The 12,533-nt window shown below is 71.9% G+C and carries 9 protein-coding genes; 2 read left to right on the plus strand and 7 right to left on the minus strand.

From position 1 onward, the window contains the following. Positions 1 to 3 precede the first annotated feature (3 nt). The 4 genes from AC061S_RS34540 to AC061S_RS34555 form a co-directional block, all read right to left on the minus strand. Positions 4 to 879, minus strand: a complete 876-nt coding sequence (locus AC061S_RS34540) for an amino acid ABC transporter permease (protein ID WP_478689828.1) — start codon at positions 877 to 879, stop codon at positions 4 to 6. Next, complete coding sequence (locus AC061S_RS34545) at positions 876 to 1,550, minus strand: amino acid ABC transporter permease (RefSeq protein WP_478689829.1); 675 nt, start codon at positions 1,548 to 1,550, stop codon at positions 876 to 878. Before AC061S_RS34545 ends, AC061S_RS34540 begins: the two co-directional genes overlap by 4 nt. 116 nt (positions 1,551 to 1,666) lie before the next feature. Continuing rightward, the gene (locus tag AC061S_RS34550; protein ID WP_478689830.1) at positions 1,667 to 2,521 is read right to left on the minus strand and encodes a glutamate ABC transporter substrate-binding protein; all 855 of its coding nucleotides are present in this window, start codon (positions 2,519 to 2,521) and stop codon (positions 1,667 to 1,669) included. A gap of 92 nt (positions 2,522 to 2,613) precedes the next feature. After that, on the minus strand, positions 2,614 to 3,399 hold the full coding sequence (locus tag AC061S_RS34555; RefSeq protein WP_478689831.1) for an amino acid ABC transporter ATP-binding protein: 786 nt from the start codon (positions 3,397 to 3,399) through the stop codon (positions 2,614 to 2,616). Positions 3,400 to 3,683: 284 nt separating this feature from the next. Between AC061S_RS34555 and AC061S_RS34560 the strand changes: the two genes are divergently transcribed. Together AC061S_RS34560 and AC061S_RS34565 are read left to right on the plus strand one after the other, a co-directional pair. After that, on the plus strand, positions 3,684 to 4,427 hold the full coding sequence (locus AC061S_RS34560) for a response regulator transcription factor (RefSeq protein WP_478689832.1): 744 nt from the start codon (positions 3,684 to 3,686) through the stop codon (positions 4,425 to 4,427). A gap of 12 nt (positions 4,428 to 4,439) precedes the next feature. Beyond that, positions 4,440 to 5,858, plus strand: a complete 1,419-nt coding sequence (locus AC061S_RS34565; protein WP_478689833.1) for a sensor histidine kinase — start codon at positions 4,440 to 4,442, stop codon at positions 5,856 to 5,858. Positions 5,859 to 5,880: 22 nt separating this feature from the next. On the opposite strand, the gene AC061S_RS34570 is transcribed toward AC061S_RS34565, so the two are convergent. From AC061S_RS34570 to AC061S_RS34580, 3 genes are all read right to left on the minus strand, one after another. After that, the gene (locus tag AC061S_RS34570) at positions 5,881 to 8,919 is read right to left on the minus strand and encodes an alpha-mannosidase (RefSeq protein ID WP_478689834.1); all 3,039 of its coding nucleotides are present in this window, start codon (positions 8,917 to 8,919) and stop codon (positions 5,881 to 5,883) included. Next, positions 8,919 to 11,027: an endo-beta-N-acetylglucosaminidase gene (locus tag AC061S_RS34575; protein WP_478689851.1), complete on the minus strand. Its 2,109-nt coding sequence runs from the start codon at positions 11,025 to 11,027 to the stop codon at positions 8,919 to 8,921. Before AC061S_RS34575 ends, AC061S_RS34570 begins: the two co-directional genes overlap by 1 nt. A gap of 131 nt (positions 11,028 to 11,158) precedes the next feature. Beyond that, positions 11,159 to 12,445: a glycoside hydrolase 5 family protein gene (locus AC061S_RS34580; RefSeq protein ID WP_478689835.1), complete on the minus strand. Its 1,287-nt coding sequence runs from the start codon at positions 12,443 to 12,445 to the stop codon at positions 11,159 to 11,161. Positions 12,446 to 12,533: the final 88 nt, after the last annotated feature.

The following is a 12,533-nucleotide window of genomic DNA, read 5'->3' on the forward strand; positions in this document are numbered from 1 at the left end:
CGGTCAGGCGCCGGTGTTCTCGCCCGCGTTGACCAGGTCGACCGGAACGATCGCGTCGGTGGTCCGCTTCGACTTCCGCAGCCGGCCCTCCAGCCAGGAGGCGAAGGTGGTGAGGACGAAGTTCACCGCGATGTAGATCGCCGCGATCACGACCAGGGTCGGGATGGTGTTGCTGTAGTTCGCCGAGATCTGCCGGTACGTGGACAGCAGCTCGGCGAATCCCAGTACCGCACCTCCGATCGCGGTGTCCTTGAGGATCACCACGAGTTGGCTGACCAGCGCCGGGAGCATCGCGGTCACCGCCTGCGGGAGCAGGACGTAGGTCATGACCTGGCCCTTGCGCATGCCGATCGCCTTGGCGGCGTCGGTCTGACCCCTCGGCAGCGACTCGACGCCGGCCCGGACGATCTCGCCGATGACCGCGGAGTTGTACAGGACCAGCCCGGTGATCACCGCGTACAGGGGCCTGATCTCGGAGGCGACGGCCGTGTACTGAACGAAGAAGGCGGAGCCGAAGAGCATCAGCATCAGCACCGGGATGGCCCGGAAGAACTCGACCCAGGTGCCAACGGCGCTGCGTACCCACGCATGGTCGGAGAGCCGGCCGAGGCCGAGCAGGGCTCCCAGCGGCAGGGCGATCACCATGGCGATGGCGCCGGCCTTCAGGGTCTCCCAGAGTCCGGGGAGCAGGAACGTCGTCCATACCTGGCCGTCGGTGACGAAGGGACTCCACTTGTCGGCGTCGAGCTGGTTGTTGTCCGCCAGGGCGGACAGCACCCACCACGCGAGGGCGGCGGCCGCCACGAGGAAGGCGCCGGTGTAGATCCAGTTGCGGGCCTTGGCCCGGGGGCCCGGGGCGTCGTACAGCACCGAGGTCATCGCTTCACCGCCACTCGCTTGGCCACCCAGCCCAGGAGCAGGCCGGTGGGCAGGGTCAGAAGGACGAAGCCGAGGGCGAAGACGCCGAAGACGGCGAAGAGGTCCTGCGGCTCGTTCTCGACCATCTCCTTCATCAGCAGCGCGGCCTCGGCCACGCCGATCGCCGCCGCCACCGTGGTGTTCTTGGTGAGGGCGATCAGCACGTTGGCGAGCGGCGCGACGACCGCGCGGAAGGCCTGGGGGAGCACGATCAGGGTGAGCGTCTGGAGGAAGCTCATGCCCAGGGCGCGGGAGGCCTCGGCCTGGCCGACCGGGACCGTGTTGATGCCGGAGCGGATCGCCTCGCAGACGAAAGTACCGGTGTAGGCGATGAACCCGAGGATCGCGAGCCGGAAACCGATGTCCTTGAACGTGCCGCCGCCGAGGGTGACGCCGAGGGTCTGGTTGAGACCCAGCGAACAGCCGATGATCAGCACGGTCAGTGGGGTGTTGCGTACGAGGTTCACGTACGCGGTGCCGAAGCCCCGCATCAGCGGGACCGGGCTGACCCGCATCCCGGCCAGTACGGTGCCCCAGATCAGGGACCCGACGGCCGAGTAGAGGGTGAGCTGAACCGTCACCCAGAAGGCTCCGAGCACGTCGTACTGCCCGGAATCAAGAAAATCGAACACGATGGCCTGCGCTCTCCCCAGGATGGCCAGGTTGGCCGGTGGGGCACGGCGCCGCCCGCGGCAGGCGGGCGGCGACGGTCCTCACCGATGGATCGGCCGGCGGACCGGCCGCCGGGTCAGCTGCCTTCGGTGACCGCGGGGGCCGGCTCGCTCTTGTAGCCGGACGGGCCGAAGTTCTTCGTGACGGCCGCTTCCCAGGCGCCGTCCGCCTGCATCTTCTTGATGGCGGCGTTGACCTTGGTCTGAAGCTCCTTGTCGCCCTTCTTCAGACCGATGCCGTAGTTCTCGTTGCTCAGGCTCAGCCCGACCAGCTTGAACTTGCCCTTGTTCTTCTCCTGCGCCGCGTAGCCGGCCAGGATCACGTTGTCCGTGGTCAGGGCGTCAACGGCCTTGTTCTCCAGGCCGGTCAGGCACTCGGAGTAGCCACCCAGCTGCTGCAGGTCGGCCTCGGGCGCCAGCTTCGTCTTGACGTTCTGCGCCGACGTGGAGCCGGTGACCGAGCAGAGCTTCTTCTTGTTGAGGTCCTCGGCCTTGGTGATCGAGGTGTCGTCGGCGCGGACCAGCAGGTCCTGGTGCGCGAGGAAGTACGGGCCGGCGAAGTCGACCTTCTCCTTGCGCTTGTCGTTGATCGAGTAGCTCGCCACGACCAGCTTCACGTCACCGTTGGAGATCAGGTTCTCGCGCTCGGCGCTGACGGCCTGCTTGAACTCGATCTGGTCCGGCGCGTAGCCGAGCTCCTTGGCCACGAACGTCGCCACGTCCACGTCGAAGCCCGTGAACTTGCCGTCGGGGGTCTTGAGGCCCACGCCCGGCTGGTCGAACTTGATGCCGATGACGATCTTGTCCTTCTTGGCCCCGCCCGACGCGCCGGCGTCACTGCCGGTCTTGTCGCTGGAGCCGCCACAGGCGGTCGCGGTCAGGGCGAGAGCAACGGCGATGGCGGCGGCCGCGCCGACCTTGGAGAGCTTCATGGTGGACTTCCCTCGGAGTGAGACGTGAGACAGACGTGAAGTGAGACGTGCTGGACGACGATCCGTCACCGGATCACTACCAGATACGAAGGTCAGTGGTGCAGGATCTTCGACAGGAAGTCCTTGGCCCGGTCGCTCCGCGGGTTGCTGAAGAACTGCTCGGGCGTCGCCTCTTCGACGATCTTCCCGTCGGCCATGAAGACGACCCGGTTGGCGGCGGAGCGGGCGAAGCCCATCTCGTGCGTGACGACGACCATGGTCATCCCCTCCCGGGCGAGCTGCTGCATGACCTCCAGCACCTCGTTGATCATCTCCGGGTCGAGGGCCGAGGTCGGCTCGTCGAACAGCATCACCTTCGGGTCCATCGCCAGGGCGCGGGCGATCGCCACGCGCTGCTGCTGGCCGCCGGAGAGCTGCGCCGGGTACTTGTCGGCCTGCGAGCCGACACCCACCCGGTCGAGGAGGGCCTTCGCCTTCTCCAGTGCCGCCGCCTGGTCCGTCTTGCGGACCTTGAGCTGGCCCAGCATCACGTTCTGCAGCACCGTCTTGTGCGCGAAGAGGTTGAACGACTGGAAGACCATGCCCACATCCGCGCGCAGCTTGGCCAGCGCCTTGCCCTCCGACGGCAGTTGCTTGCCGTCGAGCGTGATGCTGCCCGAATCGATCGTCTCCAGGCGGTTGATGGTCCGGCACAGCGTGGACTTGCCCGACCCCGAAGGGCCGATCACCACGACGACCTCACCGCGGGCAATGCTCAGATCGATGTCCTGAAGCACGTGCAGCGCGCCGAAGTGCTTGTTGACGTTGCTCAGCACGACCAGGTCGTCGGCGGCACCGGCCGCGTCCCGCACGTCCTTGGTCACTGATACTCCGCTCATCGGCTTGTGGCTCCGTCCTCCTCGGTTGGGAGGACAGTAGTGACGTGGTGCGCACAGCGTCATTACATCTGAGGGAGAATTGAGCATAACGATCCGGCCTCGCGCCGATACGCTCCGTACCCGCGGGTTCCCGGCACGGGCCGTGGCCGTACCGGGTGCGTAACGGAAGCGCCCTCGGACCGGAACCGCCTTGACGTGGCAGTCTGCATCGGCATGGATGCTTGATGGCCCATGATGTCCGCCAAGCGAACGCGAAGAGATCAAGAGATGGAGAGGGGGACGACATGAGACTGCTGCTCGTCGAGGACGACGACCACGTCGCCGCCGCCCTGTCCGCGATCCTCGCCCGGCACGGCTTCAAGGTCACCCATGCCCGCAGCGGCGAGGAGGCCCTGCAGGCCCTGCTGTCGGCGGGCGCCCCGCCGGTGGCCTCCCCCTACGGGGTGATCCTGCTCGACCTCGGCCTGCCCGACCAGGACGGCTACGAGGTCTGCGGCAAGATCCGCAAGCGCACCAGCACGCCCGTCATCATGGTCACCGCGCGGGCCGACGTGCGCTCCCGCATCCACGGGCTCAACATGGGCGCCGACGACTACGTCACCAAGCCCTACGACACCGGCGAACTCCTCGCCCGCATCCACGCGGTGGCCCGCCGTACCGGCGCCTCCGAGGAGAGCGCCGCCGCCGGCCCCGCGGGCACGCCCGGCGTGGTCGACCTCGGGACCGTGGGCATCGAGCTGTCCACCCGCCGGGTCAGTGTGGACGGCGTCGACGTACCGCTCACCCGCAAGGAGTTCGACCTGCTGGCCCTGCTCGCGCAGCGGCCCGGCGTCGTCTTCCGCCGCGAGCAGATCATCAGCGAGGTCTGGCGCACCAGTTGGGAAGGCACCGGCCGGACCCTGGAGGTGCACGTGGCCTCGCTGCGGTCCAAGCTGCGCATGCCGGCGCTCATCGAGACCGTCCGCGGCGTGGGGTACCGGCTCGTCGTACCGCCCGCCCCGGCGGCCTCCGCCCCGCCCGCCGTCTAGCGGCCACCCGTCGTGCGCGCCCGTCTGCTCCCGCTGCTCGTCGTCCTGATGGCGGGCGTCCTGCTCGCCCTCGGCTTCCCGCTCGCGGTGGCCCTGGCGGCCGGGCAGCAGCAGCGGGTGGTCGTCGACCGGATCGACGACAGCGCCCGCTTCGCCGCGCTCGCCCAGTTCGTCATCGACGCCGAGGGCTCGAAGTCCAGCGGAGCCGACGAGCGCCGCGCGACCCTCCAGCACGAACTGGCCCGCTACCAGGAGCTGTACGGGATCCGCGTCGGCATCTTCCGCCGGGACGACAACGCCATCGCCCGGTCCCCCAGCGAGTGGGAGCTGCCGGCGGAAGGGGAGGGCCGCGAGGCGTTCAAAGAGGCGCTCGCCGGCCGGCGCAGCCACGATCCCGGCCAGGTGTGGCCCTGGCAGACCCACGGCAGGATCCTCGTCGCCTCCCCGGTCGTGCTCGACGGGGACGTGGTCGCCGTGGTCGCCACCGAGTCGCCCACCGACCAGATGCGCGCCCGGATCCTGCGGGGCTGGCTGCTCATCGCCGCCGGTCTCGGCGCGGCCATGCTCGTGGCCTTCGGCGCCGCCCTGCGGCTGACCAGCTGGGTGCTCAAGCCCGTGCAGACCCTGGACGCCGCCGCCCACGGCATCGCCACCGGGCGGATGAACTCCCGCGTCGCGGCGGGCGGCGGGCCACCGGAACTCCGGCGCCTGGCCCGCTCGTTCAACGAGATGGCCGACAACGTCGAAGAGGTGCTGGAACAGCAGCGCGCCTTCGTCGCCGACGCCTCCCACCAGCTCCGCAACCCGCTCGCCGCACTGCTCCTGCGGATCGAGCTGCTCGCCCTCGAACTGCCCGAGGGCAACGAGGAGATCGCCTCCGTACGGACCGAGGGAAAGCGCCTGACCCAGGTCCTGGACGACCTGCTCGACCTGGCCCTGGCCGAGCACGCCACCGCCGAGATCAGCCTGATAGACATCGCGGGGCTGGCCGCCGAGCGGGTGACCGCCTGGCGCCCGTACGCCGAGGAGAAGGGCGTCCGGCTCACCGGGGCGGGGCGGACCGCCGCCACCGGCTGGGCCGACCCGATCGCGCTCTCCAGCGCGCTCGACGCCGTCATCGACAACGCGCTCAAGTTCACTCCGGCGGGTGAGGCCGTTGAGGTGGCGCTCTCCGTGGAGGGCGACCGGGTGCTGATCGTGGTCGCCGACCGGGGTCCCGGGCTCACCGAGGAGGAGCTGCTGCGGATCGGGGACCGGTTCTGGCGCAGCGGACGCCACCAGAACATCAAGGGCTCCGGGCTCGGCCTGTCGATCTCCCGCATCCTGCTCGCCGCGGGCGGCGGGTCCCTCTCCTACGAGAAGAACCCGCCGCACGGGCTGCGCGTGACGCTGGCCGTCCCGCGCACCGATCCCGCCGCCCTGCCCGAGTGAACCGCTAGGGCCGAGTGAACCGCTAGGGCCGACTGAACCGCAGGGTCACCAGCTCGAACGGACCGAGCCGTACGTCGGCCAGCGCGTCCGAGGCCGCCACCAGCGCGGGGGCTTCGGCCAGCGGCCGCTCCAGCAGGTCCGTGGCGCACACGCCGGCGTGCTCGAAGTCCAGGGCCAGCCGGGCCGCGGCCCGGCCGCCCGTGGTCTCGTACAGCCGGACCACCAGGTCGCCGCTGCCGTCGTCGGCGAGCTTCACCGCCGAGACGGCCACCTTCTCGTTGTCGACGCGGACCAGCGGGGCCGTCTCCCGGGTGCCGGTCAGCCGGCGCTCCGGCAGGTTGATCGCGAAGCCCTCGCGGACCGCGTCCCCGATCGAGGCGCCCGGCACCAGCGCGTAGCCGAACCGGTGGAGGCCCTGGTCGGTCTCCGGGTCCGGGAAGCGCGGGGCCCGCAGCAGCGACAGCCGTACGGTGGTCGTCGTACCGCCGTCGGCCCGGACGTCACGGGTGACGTCGTGCCCGTACATCGAGTCGTTGACCAGGGCGGCGCCCCAGCCGGGCTCCGCGACGTGCAGGAACCGGTGGTGGCAGGCCTCGAACTTGGCCGCCTCCCAGCTGGTGTTGGTGTGCGTGGGGCGGAAGAGGTGCCCGAACTGGGTCTCGGAGGCGTACCGGTCGGCGTGCACGTCCAGCGGGAAGGCGGCCTTCAGGAACTTCTCCGTCTCGTGCCAGTCCACCTCGGTGTCGATGTCGAGCCGGCCCAGCCCCGCCCGCAGGGTGAGGCGCTGCACCACCCGCGAGGAGCCGAAGGAGCGCGCCACCGTCACCGTCGCCGCGCCCGCCTCCTCCTCGAGCGTGACCGCGTCGGCCTCCGTCAGATCGGTGACCGTGTTCCGGTAGAAGGAGTCCACGTCCCAGGCGTCCCACATGTTCGGGAAGTCCGGGTGGATCTGGAGCAGGTTCGCCGCGTGGCCCGGGGCCACCGACTCCCGCCCGGCGACCAGGTCGTGGGCGGAGACCACCAGGCCCCGCGCGTCGACCTCCACCCGCAGCCGGGAGTTTTCGAGGGTGAAGCCGCCCCCGGCGCGCGGGCCGGCCGACACCTGCCCCACCGGGACTCCGAGCGGGGCGCTGCCCCCGGCCGGGACCCCGGCGCGGGCGTGCGGGGAGCCGTTGAAGACCAGCTCGCGGCCGCCCGCCGGGTCGCCCGCCAGGGCCCGCTGGGCGGCGGCGACGATCCCGGTCAGCTCCTCGGCGACCGCCGCGTACGTGGCCTCCGCCTCCCGGTGCACCCAGGCGATGGAGGACCCGGGCAGGATGTCGTGGAACTGGTGGAGGAGCACCGTCTTCCAGATCCGGTCCAGCTCCCGGTACGGGTACGGGAACCCGGCGCGGACAGCCGCCGTCGCCGCCCACAGCTCCGCCTCGCGCAGCAGGGACTCGCTGCGCCGGTTGCCCTGCTTGGTCTTGGCCTGGCTGGTCAGCGTGGCCCGGTGCAGCTCCAGGTAGAGCTCGCCGACCCACACCGGCGGGTCCGGGTACTCGGCCTGCGCCTTGTCGAAGAAGGCGGCCGGGGACTCCCACACCACCTGCGCGGAGCCCTCCAGGTCCCGCAGCCGGCGGGCCTTCGCGATCATCTCGCGGGTCGTGCCGCCGCCGCCGTCGCCCCAGCCCGTCGGCGCGAGCGAATGCCGGGCCGCGCCCTTGTCCTTGAAGTTGCGGGCCGCGTGCGCGATCTCCCGGCCGTCCACCGAGCAGTTGTAGGTGTCGACCGGCGGGAAGTGCGTGAAGATCCGGGTCCCGTCGATGCCCTCCCACTGGAAGGTGTGGTGCGGGAACGTGTTCACCTGCGACCAGGAGATCTTCTGCGTCAGCAGCCGCTTCGATCCGGCCGCCTTGATGATCTGCGGCAGCCCGGCGGCGAAGCCGAAGGTGTCGGGCAGCCAGGCCTCGTCGTTCTCGATCCCGAACTCCTCCAGGAAGAAGCGCTTCCCGTGGGTGAACTGCCGGGCCATCGCCTCCGACCCCGGCATGTTGGTGTCCGACTCCACCCACATGCCGCCCGCCGGCACGAACCGGCCCTCCGCGACCGCCTTCTTGACCTTCGCGTACACCTCCGGCCGGTGCTCCTTGATCCACGCGTACTGCTGGGCCTGGGACATGGCGAAGACGAACTCGGGCTCGCCCTCCAGCAGCGAGGTCATGTTCGAGGTCGTACGGGCCACCTTGCGCACCGTCTCGCGCAGCGGCCACAGCCACGCCGAGTCGATGTGCGCGTGCCCGACCGCGCTGATCCGGTGCGCGGAGGCGTCGGCGGGCGCGGACAGCACCCCGGCGAGCTCGGCGCGGGCGGCGCCCGCCGTCTCGTTCACCGCGTGCAGGTCCAGGGCGTCCAGGCAGCGCTCGACCGCGCGCAGCAGCTCCCAGCGCCGGGCCCCGTCCACGGGCAGTTCGGCCATCAGCTCGCCGAGCACCTCCAGGTCGATGACCAGCTCCCACACCGTCCGGTCGAAGACGGCCAACTCGACCCGGGTCAGGCGGTACTGGGGCTCGTCGCCGGCCGTGTGCCGGTCGCCCAGGCCCGTCGGCCTGAACGGCTCGACGTCCAGGATCACCGGGTTGGAGGCGGCCTCCAGGTGCCATTCGACCCGCTCGCCGCCCGCCACCGGCCCCTCGGCGACCCGGACCCACTGGTTGCGCGGGTTGATCGCCTTCAGCGGGGAGCCCTCCGGGGTGTACACCAGCGCCTCGCACTGGAAGCCCGGCATCCGCTCGTCGAAGCCGAGGTCGATGACGGCCTCCACCTCCCGGCCGGCCCAGTCCGCGGGCACCGTACCGGTCACCTTGAACCAGGTGGTGTCCCAGGGCGCGCCCCAGGCGTCACCGACGGCGGCGGGGGTGTGCGGGGCCGCCAGGCCCTCCGCGACCGGGACCGGCTCGCGGCCCGGGGCGGTCCAGGCCTCGATGGCCAGCGGCGCGGACCGGGGGTACACGGCCGGGCGGATCCGCTCGTCGAGGACGCGCTTCAGGCGGCCCTCCAGCACTGCGCGGTCGTCATGCATCAGAGGGCTCCGGTCCAGGTGAGGGTGGTTCGGGCGGGGGCGGAGACGGCGTACAGCTCGTCCACGGCCCGTATCTCGAAGACGGCCGTCTTCTCCCGGCCGGCGCGCTCGACGCCGGGCAGGTAGAGGGCGGTGCCGCAGGTGCCGCCGAGGAAGCGGCGGGTGCCGTCCGGCAGGACGCGGGACACCTCGTACTGCCGGACGGGCCCGGCGGCCCGCTGCCAGGTCAGCCGTACGGCCGCCTTGCCGGACTGCTGGGCCGAGGCGGATACGGCCGGTGTGCCCGGAGTCGCCGGGCGGGGCCGCGCGGCGGCCTCGCGCACCGCCAGCGCGCCGAGTCGCCAGCGCACCGGCTCCTTCCCGCGCCGGGTGATCCGTACGGCCAGGCCGTGGGCGGTCTCGCCCGCCAGCTCCGACAGCCGGACCCTGGTGGTGCGCCACCCCTGACCGGCCCCGAGGGTCTCCGCCTTCAGCCAGGTGTACGGGACCTCCTGCCCCGGGCCGGACGGCTCGCGCGTGGCCACGCCGAGCTCGACCGTCACCGGGCCCGACTCGGTGCGGTGCACCAGCTCGGCGACGCAGGTGCGGGTCAGCGGCATCCGGGTGGCGTGCAGTCCCACGGCGGCCGGGGCGGTGAGGTCGCCGGAGACGAGCAGGCTGGAACCGCCGCGCCAGGCCCGTGCGAAGTCGAGGGTGACCTCGGGGCGGGTCCCCGTGGTGTGCACGGCCCAGCGGCGGCCCGGGAGCCGGTCCTGGAGGCCGAGGTGATTCCATCCGGTGTCGGAGACGGGCTCGCCGTCCTCGTACCAGCGCTCCCCGTGCCCGGTGTTGAAGGAGCAGGCGAAGGGCAGCGCGGTCACCGTGGACCGGTCGGCGACGACGGTGGCGGGGGCCCGCCAGGTGTCCTCGGCGGAGGGGTGGGCGGGGTCCAGCGAGGCGCCCGTCCAGAACCGGTCGTCGGCGCGGTGGAAGGCGCCGGGGGAGCGGTCGGTGAGGTGGTTGCGGGTCCACTCGGGCCGGTAGAAGCCGTAGGAGACGACGTGGTCGCGCCCGAGCGGGACGATCGCGTCCCAGTCCACCGTCGAGTTCCAGCCGTTGGACTCCATGTCCACGGCCGCCCACAGCTCGTGGCGGCTGCGGCCGAGCCGGTCGGCGAGGTCGCCGGAGGCCGCCAGCTTCGCCGGGGTCCAGCGGAAGTCCACGAACACCGTGTCCGCGACCTTGCCGCGGCGGTCCTCGTAAAACTCCTGGTTGAGCTCGTTCAGGGCGCCCTGCCAGCCGACCTTGCCGGTGGAGTTCATCGCGTCGTACCAGGTGATGCTCAGGCCGTGCGGTTCACCGGCGGCGCGCAGGGCGCGCAGGAACTGCCGCATCCGGGCGGCGAGTTCGCTGTCGCCGCCCTCGGTCTCGGCGTTGACGAACCAGCCGTCGAACCCGTACGCCCGCGCCACCTCCACCAGCTTCTCGGCGACCGGGAACCGGCCGAGGGAGTCCCGCTGGACCAGGTCGCGGGTCCACTGGAGGTCGCCGCCGTACGGCACGGGCGGCAGGAACACGTTGCCCATCACCCGGACGCCGTTGCGGTGCGCGGCGTCGGTGACGGGCGCGTTCGGGGCGAGCACGATGCCCTCGGCGGAGGAGCCGCCCCAGAAGACGAGCTCGTCGATGTACGCCCAGTGGGTGAGGGCGTAGTAGTCGGCGGTCGGGGACCCCTGGGCGGGATTGCCGGCCGTGTTCCCGAAGGAGACGAGTGAGGCGATACGGGCCTGGCCGGCGCGGGCCGTGGTGTTCGGCGGCACCGGGGTGAAGCGGGGCGCCAGGGGCACGGTCGCGGTGTTGTAGGCCAGATCGGGGTCCGACTCCGGGCTCCACCGCAGGAGGGAGCGCCAGGTGATCCCGGGACCCGGGGTCCCGGCGGGCAGCGAGTCCGGGAACCAGTACGAGGCGTACGGGGCGAGTCCCGCCGGGGAGCCGCCCGGTGCGGGTCCGGCGCCCGGGTCCGGGTCCGGGGCCGTGGCCGGGGCCGGGGCCGTGGAGGCTGCCGCCGCCGGGCCTGCCGCCGTGCAGAGCAGGGCGGCCGCGCCGGCCCCCGCTCCGGCGGCGAGCATGCCGCGCCGGGTCGGGCGTATCGAGGCGGGGCGGGGGCCGGGGCGGTGGGGGCGGCGGGACGGGTGGGCGGTGCGAGGGTCGACGCCGTTGTCGATCTCGGACATGAGGGGTTCTCCTCCGTAGCGGCCGGTCAGTTCCGGGCGGGGACGTCGGACACGTGCAGTACCTCGGTGATGCCGCGGGCGGCCAGGTGCTCCGCGTCCCCGGCGAGCTCGGCCAGGACCACCGCGGGCCGGACCCCCTGGGCGGTGAGTTCCGCCCAGGCCTCGAAGAACGCCCCGCCGGGAGCGCACACCGAGCGGTTCGGCGCGGACTCGGGGCCGCCGACGTCCACGGCGAGCGCGGTCGAGCGGACCGCCGGGCGGTGCTCGCGGCCCCGCCACTCCTCGGTGATCCCGGCGATGACCTCTCCGGCGGGCTTGGTCCGGCGGTCGTTGGTGAGCAGCCCGAGTCCGTACTCCAGCTCGGGGAAGTCCGCGAGCTCCCGGGACACGTCGTGCGAGCACCACCAGGTCACCCCCCACAGGCCGGGGCAGTCCAGGGCGTTCGCCACGGTCGCCTCGGTGAAGGAGGCCGCGTGCTCGGGCTGGATCAGCGGCGCGGGCGCGCCCACCTCCTGGAGCCAGACGGGGCGGCGCGGATCGCGGGCCCAGGCCTTGGAGAGCTCGATCAGGTACGCGGCGTGGTGCTCGGTCGCCGTCCCGGTCCGGCCGTGGCGCTGGGCGGTGCCGTTGAACACCCAGGAGTGCACGGCGGTCGCGGCGCCGAGCCGGGCCGCCTGGGCCACGGTGAAGGGATGGCCGTCCTGGTACCAGGCGGCGTCGTACTCGGCGTGCAGGTGCATGCGGCCCGGCGCGCCCTCCTCGCAGGCGGCGAGCATCCGCTCCAGCCAGCGGCCGGCCTGCTCCTGGGTGATCCGGTCGGGGGAGGGGTGCGGATCGTCGGAGAACTGGTTGATCTCGTTGCCGACCGTCATGCCGAGGAAGTTGGGCCGGTCCGCGAGGGCGGCGGCCAGCGTGCGCAGGTACTCCTCCTGCCCGGCGACGACCTGCGGATCGCTGAAGATGTTGCGCCGGTGCCAGGTGCCGGTCCACGCGGGCAGGAAGTCGAAGCTCGACAGGTGCCCCTGGAGTCCGTCCACGTTGACGTCGAGCCCGCGGTCGGCGGCCGCGTCGGCGAGCGCGACGAGCTGCTCGACGGCGCGCGGCCGGATCAGCGTCCGGTTCGGCTGGAACACCGGCCACAGCGGGAAGACCCGTACGTGGTCCAGGCCGAGGCCGGCGATGGAGTCGAGATCGGCCTTGACCTCGTCGAGGTCGAAGTCGAGCCAGTGGTGGAACCAGCCGCGCGTCGGCGTGTAGTTGGCGCCGAAACGCAGGGCGCGGGCGGGTGCGGAGGCGGCGTTGCCGTCGTGCATGAAGGATCCTGGAGTTCAGGGGGAATTCGCGGGATGCCCACAACCTGCCGTCTGCGCGGGGGATAAGTCAACAGGATCCATATCTCCG

It is taken from the genome of Streptomyces sp. CA189, from assembly GCF_056428985.1.

Coding starts and splice junctions, on each gene's coding strand:
- AC061S_RS34550 (WP_478689830.1), bottom strand. CDS start 2,521: ATGAAGCTCTCCAAGGTCGGCGCGGCCGCCGCCATCGCCGTTGCTCTC.
- AC061S_RS34580 (WP_478689835.1), bottom strand. CDS start 12,445: ATGCACGACGGCAACGCCGCCTCCGCACCCGCCCGCGCCCTGCGTTTC.
- AC061S_RS34555 (WP_478689831.1), bottom strand. CDS start 3,399: ATGAGCGGAGTATCAGTGACCAAGGACGTGCGGGACGCGGCCGGTGCC.
- AC061S_RS34540 (WP_478689828.1), bottom strand. CDS start 879: ATGACCTCGGTGCTGTACGACGCCCCGGGCCCCCGGGCCAAGGCCCGC.
- AC061S_RS34560 (WP_478689832.1), top strand. CDS start 3,684: ATGAGACTGCTGCTCGTCGAGGACGACGACCACGTCGCCGCCGCCCTG.
- AC061S_RS34570 (WP_478689834.1), bottom strand. CDS start 8,919: ATGCATGACGACCGCGCAGTGCTGGAGGGCCGCCTGAAGCGCGTCCTC.
- AC061S_RS34575 (WP_478689851.1), bottom strand. CDS start 11,027: ATGCTCGCCGCCGGAGCGGGGGCCGGCGCGGCCGCCCTGCTCTGCACG.